Genomic DNA, 22,196 nt, shown 5'->3' with positions numbered 1-22,196 from the left:
ATCAATCTCTGTGTTCCTTTATTACTGCCAGAGTCAGGCGGCCTACAAAGTAGATGAGCAGCAGCACGACGAACCAGGTAACAATGCTGTGCTGACGTTTGGGGTAGCTGTCTTCCTGTGCCAGCCTGGGTTGTTCAACAATCAGTAAATGCTTGAGTTTTTTTACCGCTTCTGCCCGGGCCATTTCGAGGCTAGTGAGGGCAGAAGCGTACAAGTCGGCGCTGAGTTTGGTGTTGAGCTCAATTTCTTTAAAATCGGCAGCAAGCTTGTTGAGAGACTCCTGATTTGAGCTGGTGAGCTTGGCTTTTTCCTGTACCAACTGCTGTCTTAAGGCTTCGATTCGATATTCAAGGGCTTTGACCTGAGCGGTATCTGGTCGCATATAAGCCTGAAGCGACTTAAGCTCAGTTTCCTGCGTGATAATTTCTGCTTCAAGCTGGTGTACTGCACTTAGCAGCGCGCCACTTTGGGTATCAGGACTGATAAGCTTGTGGGTGTTTTGAAACTCAACCAATCTAACCTGCTGCTGTTTTAGTGCCTCATGACTTCTGTCTACCTCTCGCTGGGCATATTGCAATTGGGAGTTGGCCATATTCACTCCCAACTGATTGATGAATTTTTCGCTGATACTCAAGAGTGTGTTTGCCAGCTCAAGGGCATACTCAGGTGTGAACGCCTGAACTTCTACCAGCAAAATTTCGGACAGTTCGTTGTATTCAACACGAATTCTGCTTTGGAAATACTCAAGATACTCTTCACGTGTACTGCCAGCCTTTAGCCGGCTGAACTGATCCCATGCTTGATCTTCATAATGTGCTTTCAGGCCAACAGCTTTATCAAGTGCTTCGGCCATCTCCATAGATTGAACAAATTCTTGAATAATCAAGGCATCACGGGTCGAAGGGGAGGCGGCGCCTATGGCGGCCAGACCTGGAATCGGCATTTCGTTATCGCTGGCCTGCTTAACGACAAACTGGGTTTGACTGGCAAATCTGGGCGAGGCGAGCAGAGTGTAATATCCAATGACCATCATAGATGCCAATAGTACCAAGGCGAAAGACCCCAGCTTGGCCCAGGTCAGGTACAGGGTTTTTCTTGTGGTGACATAAGCTTTAGAGTCAACCAGAAACAACTTGGGATCTTTTTTGAGCTTGCGCAATTTGCGTTGAGCAGAAGATAGCTTTTGCTCTTCTAATGGCTCTTGTTTTTGGATTAGTTTGTTATTTGACATTATTTTTTACGTAAGTTGCTTGGTAGAGTTCAACGGCGTCGTTGATATCATCAAAAAAGTGCAGTTGCTGGTCTTTTATGACTAATCCGGTTTGGCAGAACTTTTTTAGTTCACGGATATTGTGATTCACCATAATGAGCTTGGTGGTTTCATACTTACTCAGCAGTAACTCTTCACTCTTTTTACGGAAATTAGCATCGCCTACAGCCCCCAACTCATCGATAAGTAGTACGTCAAAGTCAAAGTCGAACGCCATAGTCAGGCCGAAGGTGACCCGCGAGCGCATGCCGCTTGAGTAGCTTTTTACAGGCTCATCGAAGTACTTGCCGACTTCGGCGAACTCCTGAACTCTTTTCTCTATGGGGCGAGTATTTTTATAACCATGAATACGTGCGATGAACTTGACGTTTTCTCTTGCGGTCATTGAGCCTTGGAGGCCTCCTTGTAACCCCAGTGGCCAGGAAATGTTTTTGAGAGAGCGAATACGCCCTTCATTTGGCATATCTGTCCCGCCTATCATGCGGATTAGAGTCGACTTGCCGACTCCGTTTGGACCCAATATTGCGATATTCCTGTCGGTTGGCAGGTCAAGGTCGATATTGCGGAACACGTAATGCCTACCCTGCTTGGTAGGGTAGAATTTGCTGACGTTTTCAAAGTGGATCATGTCGTGATAAACCGTTGGCGATTGACCTGGAAAGTCATCAGTCCGAATGTGAAGCTGGCTATGGCCCAGATACCCAAATACTCAAAGCTTCCTACCGGTGTTTGGTAGGCACTGAAATAGGCATCACGGCTCAATTCGGTGACATGGAATAGGGGATTCCAACTTAACAAGTACCAATACTGCTGTGGGATCATGGTGGCGCAAAACATTATTCCTGAAATGAAGAACATGGGTTGCATGACCATTGATACTATTTTGCCAGTGTCTTTCCACCAGGTTGTGGCGGCACAGAGCATTAAGCCTAAGCCAGTAGCCATGATGATTGTTAGGGCGCTCACGCCCAGGAGCTCAAGTAGATCGTCGGGGATTACGTTGTAACCCAGCCATGCCATGGTGCTCATCAACAGCAAATAGACGATGAGGAATGTTATGACCTCAATAATCAAGCGGCTGATGATAGGGTCAGAAGCAGTAACTTGCCGATAGCCCAAAAGCCCTTTGTTAGACTCAATGGCAGCCGATAGCTGAGGTAGCAACTTGCTGAACAGTTTAAATGGCAAAATGGCGACCAACATAAACAAGGCTACTGGTACGCCTGATAAGCTGCTTCTACCCAGTAATGAGAAGATTAATGCCATGACCGCCGCTTGTGCCATGGGTTCTGCCAGTGCCCAGAAGTAACCCAGACGATTGGCTCCAAATCGTGTTTTTAGCTCACGGATAATCAGGGCGAAGATGACATCGCACATGATTTGCCAATGGCTGCGTTTAGGAGGACGCTTGGCAGCATTTGTGTTGTTTGACTGAGTGGTCATTGAGTTCAGTTTTGATTTTTGGAGTCGTTATAAAGGAGCAGGGCGTTCGCTGCGGTCATTGCGAGGTTCCAGAGCGGCTTTGCCTTCGAGAAAGGGAGGACACAAATCGAAGATTTGCTCAGAGGGCAAAGTCTGATTTGCTAACTGCTTTTTCTCGTAGCGAAGCGGTCTCGTTTTTGCTTTTTCTCGAAACGGAGTGCTCTAGAAGGGAGCTTGTTCCGACCTCGTAGCGTAGCGCCCTCGAATAGCCTCTAGCTCGTTCTTGCTTTCTTCAGACATGGCTACCGCACGGGTTTGTCAGCTTCCCACTCGCTGTGCGGTTAAAAAACCGTCGATACTTTCAATTGTTAAATCACTAACGATTAGCTGCGGATAACCCTTATCTGGTTATCACTTCAATCAACAGTGATGTTTGTTTAGCCTTAAGCTTTTGAACTTAAAATAAAGTTTAAGGTGGCGAATTATTTAGTTCTGATTGACAGATGACAATATCTTGACTGTTTCAGTCTGTATCGATTGCATCAGTGCCAGTTTCAGTTGTTTGCAACCGTTATTAATGTTGCTCACTGTTATTTATTTATGTGTTTTTGGTGAATTAGATTGTTGAATAAGAAATGTATATTCAAAGTCGGTAATCTATATACTTTGTAATCACTTACCTTATATGCACCGTCAGCGTGCGCTTTTCTTTATTAACAACCTATTTCGTGTTGCAGTATTGTTTCTAAACTCTGTTTGATAATAAATTTGCTCTGCACAGCTCACACAAACAGATTTCCACGCTTTTTGTGATCTATATCACGACGAAGTGCGACTAAAAATTAGCCGTTACATGTTGTCTGGCTTAATATTTCCGCAAGAAGAGAGACAAATGATAGACGTGCTGTAGGAGATATCTCACACGTGGTGAAACGGATATTCCTAAGCAGCCATATCTCAATCTTACTTCTGCACTAAACAGTTTATTTATCCTGCAATCTATACTTCACAAACTTAGTGAAATTTATTCGCTGTTTTCTGCTGTCAAGCTTCGAGCCATGACCACCATATGGTCACCTATGCAAACGTCGTATGTAGGTAGAGCCCAGGACACAGAAAAGCGAGTGCGGATGATAGGGAGCTCAATCAAAGTAAGTGACTTATATTCGCTTATAAAAGTAGGGCGGGGGGGATTGAGAATGCTGTTGGCACCGCTTTGTCGTTCTAAGTTTCAACCAGAGACATTAGTGTTCCCAGAACAAAGGAGTGGGGCGTTTGGGTGTGGTCTGTGAAGTGGGTAGGGGCCTGTCAGTCCTTCACTAGGTGTATGTACATGTTTTTATTGTTTATTAAAGTCAGATTATATTCGTTTATAGAGCTGGCACTACTCCCACCAAAAAGTAAGTGAGCAGCTATTGTTCAGTATTGGATAAGAGAGAATGCATTCATTTTTAGTTATTAGACAGTAATTAATTTAGGGAGTGTTTATAAGTTGAAGGCAAATGTGCTTTGGTTATTCTTTGTGCTGCACGTTTATTGTTCGCCTATATTTGATTAAGCTGAATAATTGAATGCTTTACAACCTTGTTCAATCGGCGTGAACATCAATCTGTTAGTCAATTATTTGGCGTGTGACAAATAAAATAGAGAGCTGCATCACAATTCGCATTCCAATTAGGCGTGATATCTCAATCCTTAAGTATAATCACTGTGCTTATTTATTTACCCAGTTGTTAGAGGTGTTGTTTTGAAAAAGCAAAATGGTTTTACCCTGATTGAGCTCGTAGTTGTAATTATTATCCTGGGCATTCTGGCTGTAGTTGCTGCCCCTAAGTTTATTAATCTTTCCTCAGATGCTCGCGAAGCTGCTTTGCAAGGTGTAGCTGGTTCTATTAAAGGTGCTAACGCCATGGTTCATGCCAAGGCACAGGTTGCAGATCAACTCGATGCTACCGGTAACATCAATCTCGATGGTGTTACTACTGAGACTATTAAGCCTTACGTAACTGCATTTGGTTACATTCCTGCGACAGTTGAAGGCATAACTAGTGCTCTTGACTTGGACACTAAAGATTGGAAGGTGTCAGTTCCAACTTCAAAAAATGGTGGTGACGTTACTCCGACGCCTTCAATTAACATTTCTCAAGTCGATTCACCTGCGACCTGCTTAGTGAAATATACACAAGCTACTGCTAATGACTTACCGGAAGTTGAAGTTATTACCACTGGTTGCTAATAAAAACTTTATTTCCTTTTGAGGCTCCTATGGAGCCTTTTTTTGTGCCCCTTTACGGCTGTTTAGCTAGTTGAGTGCTCATTCTGTAAAAGTTGTGGGAGTAGGGGGTAAGATCAACAATGCGGGAGTCTTGAGCTGCAGCACTTTCAACAACTGATGGTATTTCTCGGGAAAATAGAGTCATAGGTTTTGCCTCGATTAGGAGGTATTTGCAGAACCGTAAAGCTCTCTTGCAGTAAGAACTGTGCGGGGCATACCCCGAATTTTGTAAAGATAACTATGCTCTATTTATATCTATAGTGGCGTCGGCAGTTTAAGTCACAAAAAATCCTCCAAAGCAGACTTAAATTCCTCAGATAAGAAGTTGGTTACGATAGTGGGACTTGATATGAAGCCGACGGCCTGAGGGTTATGATGTGTTTAACGGAAGAGCAGGGAATTTAAGATACAAAAAAACTGCATTTGCAGGCTTGTTTTCTCTCTTAAAAAGAGTTGGTTGCTGGAGCCGGATTTAACTGGGCAACACTTGTCGATGGCTTGAGGGTTATGATTATGAGCTGGCAGCGTCTGCTAAAGTAAAGCTCGATTATCACTGGATCTTCAGATACAAAAAAACCTGCATCTGCAGGCTTGTTCTCTCTCTTAAAAAGAGTTGGTTGCGGGAGCCGGATTTGAACCGACGACCTTCGGGTTATGAGCCCGACGAGCTACCATGCTGCTCCATCCCGCGTCCGAATTGTAGTTATCAGTTTTGCTTCTTAATAAGGAAGTGGTTGCGGGGGCCAGATTTGAACTGACGACCTTCGGGTTATGAGCCCGACGAGCTACCATGCTGCTCCACCCCGCGTCCGAATTGTTCGCTGTTTATTTTGAATCTTTCTGTCAGCCAGAAAGTTGGTTGCGAGAGCCAGATTTGATGTGAAGCTGACGACCTTCGATTCTTTATGAAAAGAGTTGAGCCCGACGAGCTACCATGCTGTTCTATCGCGCGTCCGAATTGTAGTTATCAGTTTTACTTCTTAATAAGGAAGTGGTTGCGGGAGTAGGGTATGAGACCTTCGCCTGCGGTTAATAAGAGTTGAGCCCGAAGACCTATTTCTCATCAACTAAAGTTGGTTGCGGGAGCCGGATTTGAACCGACGACCTTCGGGTTATGAGCCCGACGAGCTACCATGCTGCTCCATCCCGCGTCCGATATTTCTGCTTTGCTCAGCTACTGCGTCGAAAGCGGGGCGAACTATAACGACCGAGCTTTTTCATTGCAAGCCGATTTCGGGAATATGCGTCTGTTTGCCTGAATAATCATCGATGTTTGCCGCTTTGTATTCAGGGTGTTGGCGTTTGGCTCCCTTAAGGTTTCATTAGGTGAGTTGCATAAAGTGTGTGAGCTACTAAATGTGAGAACTGTTTATACATAGATGAGGTTCGAAGGTATAATGCGCCACTAAATTACGAGCAAGCCAAAGCATCAACACACATGTTTTCATTTTTTGCCGCAGCCCCCAAGGGCTTTGAATATGCCCTGGCGGGCGAACTGGCCGAGCTTGGCGCCTCTGAGATCAAAGAGAGTGTGGCCGGCGTCTATTTTTCTGCAACTTTGGAGCAAGCCTACCGAATCACTTTGTGGACTCGTTTGGCCAGCCGGATTGTACACATCATCTATAAAGGCCCTTGCGAGTCTGCTCAGCAGCTGTATGACGCTGCTTACTGTATTGACTGGCCAAGCCACTTTGATTACCGCAACAGCTTTGCCATTGATTTTCATGGCACCGGCGGTTTTATCAATAACACCCAATTTGGCGCGCTGAAGATTAAGGATGCGGTTGTTGACCGTTTCCGTGATGATTTCGACCGTCGTCCTGACGTCAGCCGAACTGACGCGGACTTCCGTATCGACGCTCACTTCCGCAATAACCAGGTGACTATTGGACTTAACTTCTCTGGTGGCGCTTTGCATCAGCGCGGCTATCGCGATCGTACTGGTGAAGCGCCGCTGAAAGAGAATCTGGCCTGTAACATGTTGGTGCGCAGCGGCTGGACCAAAGCGCCTCAAACCTTGATGGATCCATTCTGCGGCAGCGGTACTGTTGTGATTGAAGCTGCACTGATCGCGGCTGATGTTGCTCCAGCCCTGAAACGCAGCCGCTTTGGCTTTGAATACTGGCGCCGTCATAAAGAAGATGTATGGCGCGAGGTTAAGGCCGAAGCCGATGTGCGTGCTAACCGTGGCTTGCAGTCCTGCGACCTTAAGTTCTATGCATCTGATATCGACTCCCGCGTGGTGGCGCTGGCCAAGCGCAATGCTCAGAACGCCGGTGTGGCCCACCTGATTGACTTTAAAGTGGCCAATGCGCTGACTGTGGAACCTGTTGCTGAAACTGGCTTTATGGTCACCAACCCTCCTTACGGCGAGCGTTTGGGTAACATGTCTGAACTGTTGCAGCTGTACTATCAGCTGGGTGATAAATTCAAACGTGAGTTTGGTGGTTGGAAGGTCGCGATGTTGTGCTCCGATATCGAACTCATGTCTGCCATCAAGCTGAAAGCTGACAAGCAGATGAAGATGTTCAATGGTGCGCTGGAGTGTGGTTTTAACCTGTACACCTTGCACGCCAAGTCTACCCGTCGTGAAATGCCATCGGCAGAGGGTGTCGATATCAGCAAAGTTGCTGAACCATTTGCCAACCGCTTGAAAAAGAACATGAAGCAGCTGGATAAGTGGGCCAAGCGCGAAGGTATCGATTGTTACCGTATTTATGATGCTGACATTCCGGAATATAACGTGGCTATTGACCGTTATCAGGATTATCTGGTGATGCAGGAGTATGCTGCGCCCGCCAAGATCCCGGAGAATGTGACCAAGCGTCGTATGACAGATATGTTGCTGGCGCTGCCGGTAGCCAGTGGTGTTGACCCGGAAAAAATAGTGGTCAAAACCCGTGAGAAGCAAAAGGGCACCAGCCAATATCAGAAGCTGGATAAGGAAAAGCTGGAGCTGACTGCTCACGAGTATGGTTGTCAGTTCAAAGTGAACCTCACCGATTATCTGGATACCGGTTTGTTCCTTGACCATCGTCTGACCCGCAAATTGGTCGGTGAAAAGTCCAAAGAGCGCGATGTACTGAACCTGTTCTCATACACTGGTTCGGCCTCTGTACACGCAGGTAAGGGCGGTGCCAGGTCTGTTACGACAGTGGATATGTCCAACACCTATCTGAACTGGGCTAAAGATAACTTTGTACTGAACGGTCTGATGGGCCGCCAGTATCAGTTTATCCAGGCTGACTGTTTGCAGTGGGTTAAAGACTGTGAGCAGCAATTTGACCTGGTGTTTATCGATCCGCCGACTTTCTCCAACTCCAAGCGGATGGAAGATTCCTGGGATGTGCAGCGTGATCACGCCAATGTATTGGCCGACTTGAAAAAGCTGCTGCGTCCGGGCGGTGAGATCATCTTTTCCAACAACAAGCGTAAATTCAAAATGGATATGGATGCACTGGCTAAGGTTGGTCTGCAGGCGGTGAACATTGATGCCAAACTGCTGCCGGAAGACTTTAAGCGTAACGCTCAGATCCACAACGTGTGGCTGGTGACTCATGCCTGAGACAAGTGTATCAGCGCTTACCCTCTACCATACCGACGGCTGCCATCTGTGTGAGATGGCAGCAGAGTTGCTCAGTGCAATGCAGCTGAACTTTGTTCACCAGGACATTTGTGATGATGAGCAACTGGCTGAACGCTATGGCATTCGCATACCGGTCCTGGCCACCGAAAGTGGTCAGGAACTGAACTGGCCCTTCGATGAAGCGGCAGTGAAACAATTTTTGGGAGTCTAGATTGAGTCTGGTTCGAATTAACAAAGGATCACTGGCCTATGGCTACATTCCTTTGCTGCAGGAAGCTGATTTTACCATTGAGGCCGGTGAGCGAGTGTGTATCGTAGGTCGCAATGGTGCCGGTAAATCCAGCCTGTTGAAAGTACTGTCCGGCGACACTTTACTGGATGATGGTGAATTCAATATCGCCAACGATGTGAAAGTCAGTCGTTTGCAACAGGATCCTCCTAAGCAGGAGCAGGGCACTGTTTATGCTTATATTGCCGGCGGCCTGCAGAAAGTGGGTGAGGCGCTGGAGCAGTATCATAAGCTGTCAGCTTCCATGGCCAATGCCAACCCTGACGAAATGGAGCGAATGCTCAAGCAGATGGAACGTCTGCAGGGTGAGTTGGATCATCTGGGTGGCTGGCAGTTGGATACCCGTATTAACGGTCACTGTAAACGCCTGGCGTTGGACCCTGATACACCTTTGTCTGAATTGTCCGGTGGCTGGCAGCGTAAAGTGGCACTGGCGCGCGCGCTGGTGAGCGAACCCGATCTGTTGCTGCTTGACGAACCGACCAACCACCTGGATATCGATACCATCGAATGGCTTGAGCAATACCTGCTGGCCTATAAAGGTGCCATTGTCTTTATCAGTCACGACCGTGGCTTTATCAGCCGCATGGCAACCCGTATTGTCGACCTCGACCGAGGTGTCGTCACCTCCTGGCCGGGTAACTATCAAACTTATCTGGAAGGCAAAGCAGAATGGCTGCGCGTAGAAGCGGAGCACAACGCTGCTTTTGATAAGAAGCTGGCGGAAGAGGAAGCCTGGATCCGTCAGGGGATTAAGGCCCGTCGTACCAGAAATGAAGGTCGCGTGCGTGCCCTTAAAGCGTTGCGGGTTGAGCGTAAAGAACGTATCAACCGCCAGGGCAATGTGGCTATGGCGGTATCTGAGTCAGAGCGCAGCGGTAAGCTGGTATTCGAGGTCACTGACCTCAACTACAACCTGCCTGATCTGCACCTGGTGAAGAACTTCAACACCACAGTAATGCGCGGTGACCGCATCGCCATTATCGGCCCCAATGGCTGCGGTAAGTCGACGCTGATTAAGCTGTTGCTGTCTCAACTGGAGCCTCAATCCGGTAACGTCCGTTGTGGTACCAAGCTGGAAGTGGCGTACTTCGACCAGTACCGTGAGGCGCTGGATCAGGAGAAAACCGTTGAAGAGAACGTGGGTGAAGGCAAGCAAACTGTCACGGTGAATGGCCGTGATCGCCATATCCTGAGTTACCTGCAGGACTTCCTGTTTTCGCCTGCGCGGGCTCGTACTCCTGTCAAAGCACTTTCAGGTGGTGAGAAAAACCGCTTATTGCTCGCAAGGTTACTGTTACGTCCTGCGAATTTGATTATTCTCGATGAGCCGACGAATGACCTTGATATTGAGACCCTTGAATTGCTAGAGTCCATGTTGGCCGAATATGAGGGCACCTTGGTTATCGTCAGTCACGACCGTGCTTTTATCGACAATACAGTGACCAGTAGTTGGTGGTTTGCCGGTAATGGTCGTTGGAATGAGTTCGTTGGTGGTTACCAGGATGCTGTTGAGCAGGGGGCGCGTTTTTACCGTGAACCTGCTGCAGATCAATCAACTGGGGAACCTGCGCCGAAATCTGAGGTCGAAACTCAGGCTGGCAAGCAAACACAGGGTGATGCCAAGCAGGCACAGGCTAAAACCGGTAAGAAACTCTCTTATAAGTTGCAGCGTGAATTGGATGCTCTGCCAGCTCAAATGGAAGCGCTGGAGCTTGAAATTGAAGGTTTGCAGGAAACTGTGAATGATCCGGAATTTTATTCCCGCCCCAGTGACGAAGTGAACGCCGGATTGAAGGCGTTGGCGGACAAAGAAGCGTTACTGGAGCAGTACTTCGAGCGATGGGAAGAGCTCGAGTCAATGAAGTAAGCACAGAATAATAAATAGGAAATCTGAATGAAGTTATCTTTGGACAAGACCCTGTCACTGGTTGCACTCAGTGTTGTCGGGGCCCTCGGTACCCTGCCGGCTTATGCTCAGACGTTAGCTGAGACACCATTTAGAGTAGTGAACATCAGTGAAGGAACTGATGTGGATGGTACTCCTTTCCCAGATATTGATGTTCTCAAAAACACTCAACGCTCATACGGCATGGGGCTGACCTTTGAAAATGGTACACCCGTGATGGTAGGGGTTGCGCGGGGTAAGAAGAGATTGCGCGATGAAGATGTTGATGACGACCTCATTGATATCGAAGACGGCATTGCTCCCGAAGAGCAGATTACCTATTCAGTTAATGATCCCATCGTAGCGAACAACTTCGCATTTATAGCTGAACAAAACTCTACGCCAACCCCATGGCTTCCTGATTTTGAGGCGCTTGGTGGTTCGACACCACCGGATGACACAGAGAATGTTAGCCGTATTGATGCACTTTATTATGGCGCAAACTCTGTAGGCTTTAAGGTTGGCGGAGTATCTGGCCCTCAACAGGTAATTGACAATCCGGATAATGAATCAGAGCAAACTGAGTTTTATGTTCGTGATTTTGAGATGCGGGGGATTGCCAAAAAAGGGGAAGAAGCCGAGGTTTCTTTGCCACCTTTAGCATCATCAATGACCTACACCTATGATCCTGAGGATGGTGCGGCCCAGACGGTTAATATTGGTGGTTGGTCGGTAGCAGCTGCTGTAAACAGTTCCAACTTGGTCGCCGGTTATGCGAGTACCGAAATATCACAATTCGGGGCAGAGCGAATTGATGCCTGTTTCGGTGATGACGCAACTTTGCCAGTTGATGTTTGTGTTCAGGTCAACCAGTACCCATCTGCGACCAACGGCATTCGCAATATTCAGTATCAAACCAGGGCTGCGATTTGGGACTTGAGTGATGCTGAACCTCAGCCATTGATTTTGCCGCTTGGTCTGACGCCAGCAGAAGATTCTGAGACAGTGTTTACTGCTCAGGGGCTTGGGATTAGTGGTAATGGTGTTGTTGCAGGGCGTTCTGATACGTACCGTGACGGTGATACCGACGACAGAAGGCTGGATGCGGGTTATTGGAAAAAAGAAGCTAATGATGCCGGAACAGAGGAGTATGCGTTTAACCCTGTTCCGTTCCCTGACCGCGAGCACTACAACACCATCGCTTATGATGTGAATGATTCAGGCCTGCTGATTGGTACTTATGACAGATATATCGAAGGCTATCTTCGTACCAAGTTCTTCACCTATGACATAAACGCTGGTGGCAGCATTTTCACACCACTGGATTTCTATGGAACTATCTCTGATCTCAGCAGCAGACCAAGAGACATTAACGACCAAGGGCAGGTCGTAGGTTCTATTGAGATTACCCACGACAAAGAGACTTCAAGACCCAAAGCCGGTTTCCTGTATGACTCTTCTGTTCAGGAACTGGTAGATCTGAACAAAGTACTGACTTGTGAGTCAAAAGGTCTTGAGCCTGATGGCAATGGCAGCTGGAAGCCGCACGAAGTGAAGGTCACTGATGGCTCAGGTTTGGAGCTAAGCTATAAGACCGAAATTCTAATTGTTGATGCTGATACAGTATCCGACGACGGTAATTACATTGTTGGTACTGCATTTGTGCGTAAGCCTCTTTATAAAGTAGATAGCCAGGGTAATCTGGTTGATAAAGATGGTGAACCTGTGACCAGTGTCGAAGATGCGGTATTTGAGCTTAATGCCAACGGTCAGCCTTTGACCTCTTTCCTTCCACGTGCTGTGGTTCTGGAAAAGATTGCAGGGGGCACCAAAGAGGACATTTGTACCTATATTGCTCCTGACGACGATGACGCACCATACGAGCGTAAGGGCGCTGCTGGCCTGGGTTGGCTGATGCTGCTGCCGCTGCTTTGGGTACGACGCAAAATCATCGGTTAACAAAATATTAACATTTTCAGTGTTTTAAGGCTGAAATGATATTTAAACGAAAATCGGAGCCCAGGCTCCGATTTTTTTTCACCATGTTCTCAATAGCTTAATATTTGAACGCTAAAATACCCGGTTTTGATCATTGATCTTGGTTCCAAAACGTTCTATTCCTAACAGTGGAGTTGGATATTTTTTCCGCTTCCCTTTTGTGTAGAACAGAGGATGCTTACATGAAAAGACAAAAACGAGATCGGCTAGACAGGGCTTTTTCCAAAGGTTTCCAGGCTGGAGTGGGTGGTCGCTCCAAGGACAATTGTCCATATTCCAATCTGGACTCCAGGTCGCAATGGCTTGGAGGTTGGCGGGAAGGCGTAGAAGGTCGACTTAATGGGACATTTACCAAGTAACAGTTAATTCAGCGTCAAGCATAAGCAAAATGCCCTCTTTTCAGAGGGCATATTTGTATCCGCCTCTCCACACAATTTTTCAGAAACCTGCAGTTACAAATCCTTCCTTGCAGCATCGATTTTTATTGAACTTACAGCGGTTTAAATGAGTAATTATGTAACCAAAGGTAAAGTTGCTTGATGTGACTTTGCCTAAATGTAAACTGGCCAAAGATTTCAGCAGGATAGATGAAGTAATGAAAAAAATAATAATTGGTGTGCTGGTTCTGGGGATCGGTGCGGCAGGCTATTTTTATTGGCCTAAACAAGAGTCCAATGGGCGCAGTGGACCCCGTGGCCCAGTTAAAGTGGTCGTGACAGAAGCAGCGATGGCTCAGGTTCGCGATGAAGTTGAAGCGCTGGGCACGCTTAAGGCCAATGAAGCTGTATCTATTACTCCAAAAGTGACTGATGTGGTCACCGAAATTCATTTTGATGATGGCAATCTGGTGGAGCAGGGCAGCCTGCTGGTGCAACTTCAGGATGTTGAGCAGCAGGCCAGAGTTAAGGCCGCAAAGGTGAAGCTTGAAGAGCAAATGCGAGAGCTTGCCCGTATTCGTTCTCTGGTCAGCAATAAAACCGTTGCAGAATTGGAACGGGACCGACTTCAGTCGCAGCTGGATACCGCCAGAGCAGAGCTGGAAGCTGCACAATCGTCATTGACTGACCGTCGTATTGCCGCGCCTTTTGCTGGTCGCCTTGGGCTGCGTCAGGTCAGCATTGGCGGCCTGGTTACCCCGGGTACCCTGATCACGACTCTGGATGATATCTCAGTTGTTAAGCTGGATTTTACCGTGCCTGAGCGCTTTATCGCTCAGATGAAACCGGGCAAGTCAGTGGAGGCTCTCAGCACAGCTTATCCTGATGAAGTGTTTGTCGGTACCGTCAGCAGCATCGATAGTCGGGTAGATCCTGCCACACGGGCAGTCACAGTGCGGGCTCAGATCGCCAACCCTGAACTAAAGCTGCTGCCGGGGATGCTGATGCAGGTAAAGCTTATTCGTGACACCCGGGAAGCGCTGATGGTACCGGAGTCTGCCATTATCCCAATCAGTGACCGACATTATTTGTATCTGGTAGTAGAAGGTAAAATTGAACGCCGCCAGGTCACTATTGGCTCCCGTGAGCGCGGTTGGGTGGAAATCACAGAAGGCCTGACTCCTGGTGAGTCTGTGGTTATCCGCGGCATTATGAAAGTTCGCCCCGGCAGTGAAGTAACCACTGAACAGGGCGAGCGTTTTACCTTTAAGGATAAGACGGACACGGAGCGCGGCTGATGGTACTGACAGATATATCGGTCAAACGTCCGGTTCTGGCGTCTGTGATCAGCTTGCTGCTGGTCATTCTTGGTCTGGTCTCTTTTGGCAAATTGCCTTTGCGGGAGTACCCGGATATCGATCCACCTGTGGTGTCTATTGACACCAACTACCGGGGCGCGAGTGCTTCAGTGGTGGAAAGCCGTATTACCCAGTTGGTGGAAGACAGGGTCAGCGGTGTTGAAGGTATTCGCCACATCAGCTCTACCAGTCGGGATGGGCGCTCCAGTGTCACTCTGGAGTTTGATGTAGGAAGGGATATTGAGTCCGCCGCCAATGATGTGCGTGACCGTATCTCGGGCCTGCTGGATAACCTCCCTGAAGAAGCTGACCCACCAGAGGTTGAAAAAGCCAACTCCAGCGATGAAGTGATTATGTGGCTCAACCTGGTGTCGGATCGCCTCAATACACTCGAGCTGACTGATTACGCTCGCCGTTACCTGGTCGACAGGTTCTCTGCATTGGATGGTGTGTCCACCATACGTGTGGGCGGCGGTAAGGTTTATGCCATGCGAGTGTGGCTGGACAGACAACGCCTTGCAGCTCATGGCCTGACAGTCTCAGATGTGGAAAGTGCGCTGAGGTCCCAGAACGTTGAGCTCCCGGCAGGTTCCATTGAGTCTGCTGAACGTCACTTCTCTGTGCGGGTCGAGCGTTCGTTCCAAACCCGTGATGACTTTGCCGATCTGGTGCTGGCCGAAGGTAACGATGGTCATTTGGTCAGGTTGGAAGATGTGGCCCGGGTCGAGATTGGTTCAGAAGAAGAGCGGATTATGTTCCGTGGCAACGGCGAGTCCATGATTGGACTGGGCGTCGCCAAACAGTCCACTGCCAATACACTGGATGTAGCCAGACAGGCCAATGCACTGGCGGATGAGCTGAATAAAACCCTGCCCGTTGGCATGGAGATTAAACGCTCCTACGACAGTTCTGTGTTTATTGAGGCTTCCATTAAAGAGGTTTACCAAACACTTTTTATCGCCATGATATTGGTCATCGTGGTGATCTACCTGTTCCTGGGCAGTGTTCGGGCAATGTTGATCCCCGCACTAGCGGTACCTGTCTCGCTTATCTCTACCTTTATCGTACTGTTTGCGCTTGGCTATACCATTAACCTGCTCACCTTGCTGGCGATGATCCTCGCTATCGGCATGGTGGTGGATGATGCCATCGTGATGCTTGAGAATATTCACAGACGTATAGAGCAGGGTGAGACGCCCCTGAAGGCGGCCTTCCTTGGGGCGCGTCAGGTAGCCTTTGCGGTGGTGGCGACAACACTGGTGCTGGTTTCCGTGTTTATGCCGATCACCTTCCTTGAGGGCGATCTGGGTAAGTTGTTTAAAGAGTTTGCTGTCGCCATGAGTGCCGCGGTGATTTTCTCCAGCATTGTGGCGTTAACGCTGAGTCCTATGATGTGCTCTAAGGTACTGAAAAGTGCAGACCATGATCCCTGGTTGGTGCGTCAGGTGGACCGGGCGATGAATGCGTTATCCCGAGCCTATGCGCGTATGTTAAGTCAGGCGGTTAAAACTCCTGTGATTGTGGCTCTGATTGCTGTCGCAGCGCTGGCATCCAGTGTATTCCTGGTGAAGGAGTTGCCTCAGGAGTTTGCCCCCCGGGAGGATAGAGGCGGTATTTTCCTGATGGTTAATGGGCCTCAGGGCGCCAGCTATGAGTACATTAAGGAGTACATGAATGAGGTGGAAACCCGCCTTATGCCATTGGTGGAAAGTGGTGAAATTAAGCGTTTGCTGGTTCGTGCTCCAAGAGGCTGGGGGACTGTGGCGGATTTCTCCGGCGGTATGGCGATTATCGTGCTGGAGGATTGGTCTGAGCGCCGTCCGGCCGGAGCGATAGCTGCAGATATCCGGGCGAGGTTGTCCGATCTGGCGGGTATCCGTGCGTTCCCTATCATGCGTCAGGCTTTTGGCCGGGGTGTGGGTAAGCCGGTGCAATTTGTGTTGGGAGGCCCGACCTATGACGAACTGTCTGCATGGCGGGATATCCTGCTGGAGAAAGCCAAGGAAAACCCTAATCTGCTTGGGCTTGATCACGACTACAAAGAGACCAAACCTCAGCTGAGGGTAGTTATCGATCGCGACAGAGCCTCAGATATGGGGGTGTCCATTGCCCATATCGGTCGGACGCTGGAGTCAATGTTGGGGTCACGTCTGGTCACCACCTTTATGCGGGATGGCGAAGAGTATGATGTGATAATTGAAGGTAACCGCGAATATCAGAATACCGCCAACGATCTCAGCAATATTTATGTGCGCTCCGACCGGGGTGGCGAATTGATTCCATTGTCCAATCTGGTGACTGTTGAGGAGTTTGCCGATGCCTCTAATCTCAATCGCTATAACAGAATGCGGGCGATTACCATAGAGGCCAGTCTGGTGGAAGGTTACAGCCTGGGTGAAGCGTTGGATTACCTTAATGGTTTGGTGGCCGAGCATCTGCCTGCTGAGGCGGTGGTGAGTTACAAAGGCCAGTCGCTGGATTATCAGGAGTCGGGCAACAGCATGTACTTTGTGTTTATGTTGGCGTTGGGGATTGTGTTCCTGGTGTTAGCGGCACAGTTTGAAAGTTATATCCATCCGTTGGTGATTATGCTGACCGTGCCTTTGGCTACCCTTGGCGCTTTGTTGGGGCTGTTTTTCACCGGCCAGAGCCTGAATATCTACAGTCAGATTGGCATCATTATGCTGGTAGGTCTTGCTGCCAAAAACGGCATTTTGATTGTGGAGTTTGCCAACCAGTTGAGAGATGAAGGGCTGGAATTTCAAAAGGCGCTGATTGATGCCTCAGTGCAGCGACTGCGTCCAATTTTGATGACAGGTATCACCACTGCGGCCGGTGCCATTCCCCTGGTACTGTCGTTCGGGGCAGGTTCTGAAACCCGCTTTGTGATAGGTGTCGTGGTGCTGAGCGGCATTGTGGTCGCGACTCTCTTTACCCTGTTGGTTGTGCCTGTGGCATACAGTGTACTGGCGAAATACACCACAACGCCGGATGAGGTCAGTAAGCGTCTTGAGCGGGAATTGGCCGACTGATACTGATGATGAATTGAAACCTGAAAACAAAAACGCCAGTCATATTGACTGGCGTTGTTTTTACCATTCGTCTTTATCGTCATCCCACTCTTTGTACTTGGGATACTTGGAAGAATCGGTTTCAGATTCTGGCTTATCCTGCTCTGCTTTGTCCTCAGACTTTTTGTCTTTGGTTGTGACTGACTTGTCTTTGTGGTTACCAAACTGATGCATTTTGAACTTTGTCGTGTGTTTAAGCACAACCAGGTTGCTGGCAATAATACCAACCACAAGAACGATCAGCAGTACGGTTTCCCAATCGGACATAATCAATCCTCAAAACGCAGCTTAGTCGGCGGCAAGTCTCTGCTCACACTTACGGATATCGGCTGGCGTGTCGACTTCAGGAGAGTCAAACGCGCCGATGGCTACTTTGATTTTATAGCCATTTTCCAAAGCTCGCAGCTGCTCAAGTTTCTCCAGAGACTCCAGGCGGCCAACCGGTAAATTGGCAAATGTGTGCAGGAAGCGACGGGTGTAAGCATAGATCCCCAAATGCTTGTGCATTGGGTAATCATCAACGTCACGACCGTGTGGAATAGAAGCACGGGAGAAATAGATAGCAAAGTGGTCGTTATCGTAAACCAGCTTGACGTTGTTTGGGTCGGTGCGCTCGTTATCCCGCAGGATCTCGACGCCCAAAGTGGCCATCTCAAACTGTCCCGGCTGTTGCTTGAACAGGTTGATTAACTGCTCGATGCAGATAGGGTCAATCAGTGGCTGATCACCCTGCAGGTTGATGATCAGTTCATCGTCCGGCAGGCCGAGATTTGTGGCGGCTTCTTCCAGACGGTCAGTACCTGAAGCAGCTTCACTGCCTGTCATCACCACTTTGCCACCGAAGCCTTCTACGGTCTCGCGGATACGCTCATCATCAGTGGCGACATAAATATTGTCCAACCCTTCGGCCAGAGATGCGCGCTCGTATACGCGCTGGATCATTGGCTTACCGTTAATCGGTGCCAGTGGCTTTCCGGGAAAACGGCTGGAGCCATAACGCGCCGGAATTAACAGGGTTACATTCATGGTGTTACCTTCTTGTCAAAAGAGACGCCACCTCGGCGTCAGACTGGTGCCAGAGCCTAAACCTGAACTTCAGGGCATGCAAGTAGAGCAAGCGGGATGACAGGGCAATTTTTTCATATTTGCCCTGTATATGCAGCAAGATAGTGAGGTTTTTTGAGGAGCGTCAGCTAAGATTCAGCAAACCAGCCTTGTCAGCCGTTAGAGGCTGACCCGCTGTTTTCATCCCGGGTGACATCAAGATCGGTAAGCAGCCCGTTGTCGATGCTGTAGATCCAGCCATGTACCGAGAGTGACTGTCCCCTTTGCCAGGCATCCTGAACGATAGAGGTGCTGATAACATTCTGTACCTGCTCAATCACATTGAGCTCGCACATACGGTCAATCTTTGTCTGGCCATCCAATTGGTCTATCTCGTCACGATATGTCCGGTAGACATCACGCAAGTGCCCAAGCCAGTTATCGATAAGACCAAGACGCCCATCACTGAGAGCGGCTTTGACTCCGCCACATCCATAGTGACCTACCACCATGATATGTTTGACCTTCAGTACTTCGACCGCGTACTGAATCACAGACAGGCAATTGAGATCCGTATGGATCACCATATTGGCGATATTACGGTGCACAAAGACTTCGCCGGGCATCAGGTCAATAATTTGATTGGAGGGAACCCGACTGTCGGAACAACCGATCCAAAGATACTCGGGGGTTTGTTGTTGGGCCAATTGCTCGAAAAAGTCAGGTTTTTCGGTACGGATCCGCTCGGCCCACAGCCTGTTGTTATCAAATAAAGGCTTCAAAATTTTCATTGAAATTCACTTAGGTAAAGTGGTTTTTTCCACAAAGATGAGTCTAGCAGCAGTTTTTGCTGCGACTGGTCTATCCTTTGGAACTCATCTCTGGAATTGGGGCCACTTTGTAGACAAACTCATTAACGAGTTTCTCAAGCTGGGAAATTACGGATCCTTTCAATCCCAACTCACTGTGTTGCAATATCGACGACAGGGTATCGATATTGAATGAGTCCAGATACTCAGTGGACTCGGGAAAATAACTTAAATGCCAGGGCTCCGGGCTGACGCCGCTGAGACCTGCCTGAAAGGGGAAATAGAAGCCATAGTCTGCGGCATTTGCCAGCAGCCACTGGTAAAGCTGGTGGCAGGGACCCGCATCCAGGTATTCTGCCGGGACAAGATTCAGCTCAGACTGGTTAATCATGGCTGCATCAAACACGTCGATATCGGTTCCCCAATGATGGCGGGAACATCCCGGCAAGGCCGACCAGATAAGGATTAACTGCACCAGCTCATCTTCTGTATAGTCTGTCGGGTTCACCAGTTGGCAGTATTTATCCAGCAATTGCCGGCGGCCACTGGCTTTCCCGTTCCAGATCGCAAGTTGGCGCTCGAAGCTGCGATGGCCAGAACAAATAGTGAGTGCTATTCCTTCTTTACCGCAGGCTTGTTGCATTGCCAGAAAGGCGGCTTTTGCCGCCGTGGTGAGCATGGTGTTGCCCACTGCGTCCAGCCCCTCATCGGTCAAACCATAAAGGCGGCCGTTGGGGATCAGCGGCACAGCAGTTTTTCCAGAATCTTTTCGTAGCAGCATGCCAGTAGCTCCAGATCTGCAGTACGAACACATTCATTCACTTTGTGAATGGTGGCATTCACCGGGCCCAGTTCAATAACCTGTGCGCCGGTCGGGGCGATAAAGCGACCATCGGATGTACCGCCGCTGGTCTGAGGATCCGTCTGTGTACCTGTCACCTCGTAGATCGCTTCCCGGGTTGCATCCAACAAAGGTCCTTCACCTGTGAGGAAAGGAAGTCCGTTGAATACCCAACTGATATCATAGTCCAGACCATGGGCATCGAGAATGCCCAGAACTCTCTCTATCAATATTTCAGCAGTCACTTCGGTGGAGTAGCGGAAGTTAAACATCACCTCCATCGCTCCTGGGATCACATTGGAGGCACCTGTTCCCGCGTTAATATTGGCTATCTGAAAGCTGGTAGGAGGGAAGAACTCATTACCATTATCCCATTTGATACGAGCCAGTTCTGCCAGCGCCGGGGCCGCTTTATGCACAGGATTATCGGCGAGATGTGGGTAGGCAACATGCCCCTGAACCCCTTTAACGGTCAGGTTACCAGTCAGACTGCCACGACGGCCATTCTTGACAATATCACCCAGCAGGTGGGTTGATGATGGTTCGCCCACCAAAGCCCAGGTAATCTTTTCATTACGGGCTTCAAGGGTATCGATAACCCTTGTCGTGCCGTTGATAAAAGGGCCTTCTTCATCACTGGTGATCAGAAACGCGATGGAGCCATTGTGGTCAGGATGTTTTTCAACAAAGCGCTTGGTGGCCACCATCATGGCTGCCAGTGAGCCTTTCATATCCGCTGCGCCCCGGCCGTGCAGATAGCCATCTATCTCTCTTGGCTCGAACGGAGGGGTATGCCACTGATTCAGGTCACCGGCCGGTACAACGTCAGTATGGCCGGCGAAGCAGAACAGCGGGCCTTCGCTGCCTTTTCGGGCCCACATATTGGTGGTGTCTTCAAACACCATGGACTCAATATCAAACCCCAAAGGTGCCAGGTAGTCAGCCATCATTTTCTGGCAGCCGGCATCCTCGGGTGTGACTGAAGGGCGCGCGATTAAATCTATCGCAATATCGGTAACTTCTCTGCTCATCAGGCAAACCAGGCTTGATAATCAGCGTCTTTGAAACCCACCATGACTTTGCCATTGGTCGCCAGCACAGGACGTTTGATCAGAGTAGGGTTGGCCAGCATCAGCTGTATCGCCTTGGCTTCATCAATGTTTTGTTTGTCGGCATCATCCAGAGCGCGAAAACTGGTAGAGCGTTTGTTCAGGACCGCTTCCCAGCCCAGGCTTTTTACCCATGCGGTCAGATCGGTTTCGTCCAGACCCTGTTCCCGGAAATCATGAAATGGAACATTGTGCTCGTTGGCTTCCAGCCATTTGCGGGCTTTCTTGACGGTATCGCAGTTTTTAATGCCGTAAAGGGTCACTGTTTACTCCTGTTATTATCGTCTAGGGGCGCACTCGATGCAGTGTTTATTGCATGGTGACGGTGAAAATGGTGTCTTTACCCGCGGTGACGCTGCCTGTTTTTTGGGTCATGGAGGCAATATCCTCCATATTGGCAACCACTACAGGGGTCAGCACGCAGGGAATTTCCTGTTTGATTGATTTCAGGTCAAGCTCGATAACCGGCTCACCGGCTTCAACCTGGGAGCCTTCCTCTTTCAGGCGGGTAAAGCCTTTTCCGCCCAGCTCTACTGTCCCCACACCAAAGTGAACAAAGAGTTCTATGCCATGGGGGCTTTCAATGCTGAAGGCGTGATTGTTTTCAAATATTTTGGCCAGAGTGCCTGAGATTGGGGCGCACAGTTGCTTTCCGCTGGGTTCAATGGCTATACCGTCGCCGACAATTTTTTCAGCGAATACCTTGTCCGGTACATTCTCCAGTGACACCAACTGACCACTGACGGGCGCCAGAATATCTACCCCGCCTTCAACCGGGGGCTGGCCTGAAACCATACGTCTGATTCGGCTTAAGAATCCCATAACCTCTTGCCTGCTATCCTTAATTTAACCAAACGAC

At 49.0% G+C, this 22,196-nt stretch carries 18 protein-coding genes and 4 tRNA genes; 8 read left to right on the top strand and 14 right to left on the bottom strand.

Translation table 11 applies throughout. The annotated features are described in order from the left end of the window. Position 1: 1 nt before the first annotated feature. The 3 genes from L2725_RS10270 to L2725_RS10260 are packed head-to-tail and all read right to left on the bottom strand — an operon-like array spanning position 2 to position 2,713. The gene (locus L2725_RS10270; protein ID WP_249248872.1) at positions 2 to 1,231 is read right to left on the bottom strand and encodes a KpsE/RkpR family capsule polysaccharide export protein; all 1,230 of its coding nucleotides are present in this window, start codon (positions 1,229 to 1,231) and stop codon (positions 2 to 4) included. Then, positions 1,221 to 1,898 (bottom strand): ABC transporter ATP-binding protein, encoded by a 678-nt coding sequence (locus L2725_RS10265; protein WP_249248871.1) that lies wholly within the window; start codon positions 1,896 to 1,898, stop codon positions 1,221 to 1,223. The genes L2725_RS10270 and L2725_RS10265 overlap by 11 nt, the downstream gene beginning before the upstream one ends. Further along, positions 1,895 to 2,713: an ABC transporter permease gene (locus tag L2725_RS10260; protein WP_249248869.1), complete on the bottom strand. Its 819-nt coding sequence runs from the start codon at positions 2,711 to 2,713 to the stop codon at positions 1,895 to 1,897. The genes L2725_RS10265 and L2725_RS10260 overlap by 4 nt, the downstream gene beginning before the upstream one ends. A gap of 1,726 nt (positions 2,714 to 4,439) precedes the next feature. On the opposite strand from L2725_RS10260, the gene L2725_RS23225 reads away from it, so the two are divergent. Beyond that, on the top strand, positions 4,440 to 4,928 hold the full coding sequence (locus tag L2725_RS23225; RefSeq protein ID WP_283164268.1) for a type II secretion system protein: 489 nt from the start codon (positions 4,440 to 4,442) through the stop codon (positions 4,926 to 4,928). 653 nt (positions 4,929 to 5,581) lie between these two features. Here the strand turns inward: L2725_RS23225 and L2725_RS10250 are convergent. The 4 genes from L2725_RS10250 to L2725_RS10235 form a co-directional block, all read right to left on the bottom strand. Next, positions 5,582 to 5,658: transfer RNA gene (locus tag L2725_RS10250), tRNA-Met, on the bottom strand. A 40-nt stretch (positions 5,659 to 5,698) separates the two neighbouring features. Further along, positions 5,699 to 5,775: transfer RNA gene (locus L2725_RS10245), tRNA-Met, on the bottom strand. A 48-nt stretch (positions 5,776 to 5,823) separates the two neighbouring features. Next, positions 5,824 to 5,919 (bottom strand) — tRNA-OTHER (locus L2725_RS10240). 122 nt (positions 5,920 to 6,041) lie between these two features. Then, positions 6,042 to 6,118, bottom strand: a tRNA-Met gene (locus tag L2725_RS10235). Between the two features lie 287 nt (positions 6,119 to 6,405). On the opposite strand from L2725_RS10235, the gene rlmKL reads away from it, so the two are divergent. The 7 genes from rlmKL to L2725_RS10200 all read left to right on the top strand — a co-directional run bounded on the left by rlmKL (position 6,406) and on the right by L2725_RS10200 (position 17,495). After that, positions 6,406 to 8,532, top strand: coding sequence for a bifunctional 23S rRNA (guanine(2069)-N(7))-methyltransferase RlmK/23S rRNA (guanine(2445)-N(2))-methyltransferase RlmL (gene rlmKL, locus L2725_RS10230; RefSeq protein ID WP_249248867.1), 2,127 nt, complete (start codon positions 6,406 to 6,408; stop codon positions 8,530 to 8,532). Beyond that, positions 8,525 to 8,764: a glutaredoxin family protein gene (locus L2725_RS10225; protein ID WP_249248865.1), complete on the top strand. Its 240-nt coding sequence runs from the start codon at positions 8,525 to 8,527 to the stop codon at positions 8,762 to 8,764. Before rlmKL ends, L2725_RS10225 begins: the two co-directional genes overlap by 8 nt. A gap of 1 nt (position 8,765) precedes the next feature. Further along, positions 8,766 to 10,712, top strand: coding sequence for an ABC transporter ATP-binding protein (locus tag L2725_RS10220; RefSeq protein ID WP_249248863.1), 1,947 nt, complete (start codon positions 8,766 to 8,768; stop codon positions 10,710 to 10,712). Between the two features lie 27 nt (positions 10,713 to 10,739). Then, on the top strand, positions 10,740 to 12,689 hold the full coding sequence (locus L2725_RS10215; RefSeq protein ID WP_249248862.1) for a DUF3466 family protein: 1,950 nt from the start codon (positions 10,740 to 10,742) through the stop codon (positions 12,687 to 12,689). 221 nt (positions 12,690 to 12,910) lie between these two features. After that, a complete protein-coding gene (gene rmf, locus L2725_RS10210; protein WP_248935579.1) occupies positions 12,911 to 13,087 on the top strand; it encodes a ribosome modulation factor in 177 nt (58 codons plus the stop codon). A gap of 236 nt (positions 13,088 to 13,323) precedes the next feature. After that, on the top strand, positions 13,324 to 14,403 hold the full coding sequence (locus tag L2725_RS10205; protein WP_249248861.1) for an efflux RND transporter periplasmic adaptor subunit: 1,080 nt from the start codon (positions 13,324 to 13,326) through the stop codon (positions 14,401 to 14,403). Continuing rightward, complete coding sequence (locus L2725_RS10200) at positions 14,403 to 17,495, top strand: efflux RND transporter permease subunit (RefSeq protein WP_249248860.1); 3,093 nt, start codon at positions 14,403 to 14,405, stop codon at positions 17,493 to 17,495. Before L2725_RS10205 ends, L2725_RS10200 begins: the two co-directional genes overlap by 1 nt. A gap of 60 nt (positions 17,496 to 17,555) precedes the next feature. Here L2725_RS10200 and L2725_RS10195 read toward each other — a convergent pair whose 3' ends face one another. The 7 genes from L2725_RS10195 to crr all read right to left on the bottom strand — a co-directional run bounded on the left by L2725_RS10195 (position 17,556) and on the right by crr (position 22,159). Further along, the gene (locus tag L2725_RS10195) at positions 17,556 to 17,801 is read right to left on the bottom strand and encodes a DUF2897 family protein (RefSeq protein ID WP_249248859.1); all 246 of its coding nucleotides are present in this window, start codon (positions 17,799 to 17,801) and stop codon (positions 17,556 to 17,558) included. A gap of 21 nt (positions 17,802 to 17,822) precedes the next feature. After that, positions 17,823 to 18,560, bottom strand: a complete 738-nt coding sequence (kdsB, locus tag L2725_RS10190; protein ID WP_115138443.1) for a 3-deoxy-manno-octulosonate cytidylyltransferase — start codon at positions 18,558 to 18,560, stop codon at positions 17,823 to 17,825. 191 nt (positions 18,561 to 18,751) lie between these two features. Beyond that, positions 18,752 to 19,369, bottom strand: coding sequence for a carbonate dehydratase (gene can / locus L2725_RS10185; RefSeq protein WP_115138444.1), 618 nt, complete (start codon positions 19,367 to 19,369; stop codon positions 18,752 to 18,754). Positions 19,370 to 19,439: 70 nt separating this feature from the next. After that, on the bottom strand, positions 19,440 to 20,168 hold the full coding sequence (locus tag L2725_RS10180; RefSeq protein ID WP_249248858.1) for a M15 family metallopeptidase: 729 nt from the start codon (positions 20,166 to 20,168) through the stop codon (positions 19,440 to 19,442). Next, positions 20,126 to 21,259, bottom strand: coding sequence for a succinyl-diaminopimelate desuccinylase (gene dapE, locus L2725_RS10175; RefSeq protein WP_249248857.1), 1,134 nt, complete (start codon positions 21,257 to 21,259; stop codon positions 20,126 to 20,128). The genes L2725_RS10180 and dapE overlap by 43 nt, the downstream gene beginning before the upstream one ends. Further along, entirely contained in the window at positions 21,259 to 21,600 is a 342-nt protein-coding gene (locus tag L2725_RS10170) for an ArsC family reductase (protein ID WP_249248856.1), read from the bottom strand. The genes dapE and L2725_RS10170 overlap by 1 nt, the downstream gene beginning before the upstream one ends. 46 nt (positions 21,601 to 21,646) lie before the next feature. Then, complete coding sequence (gene crr, locus L2725_RS10165; protein ID WP_248935571.1) at positions 21,647 to 22,159, bottom strand: PTS glucose transporter subunit IIA; 513 nt, start codon at positions 22,157 to 22,159, stop codon at positions 21,647 to 21,649. Positions 22,160 to 22,196: the final 37 nt, after the last annotated feature.

The organism is Shewanella corallii (assembly GCF_023349125.1).
Taxonomy (GTDB): domain Bacteria; phylum Pseudomonadota; class Gammaproteobacteria; order Enterobacterales; family Shewanellaceae; genus Shewanella; species Shewanella corallii.
Note: the sequence above shows the minus strand (reverse complement) of the source record. Positions and strands in the feature narration are given on the sequence as shown.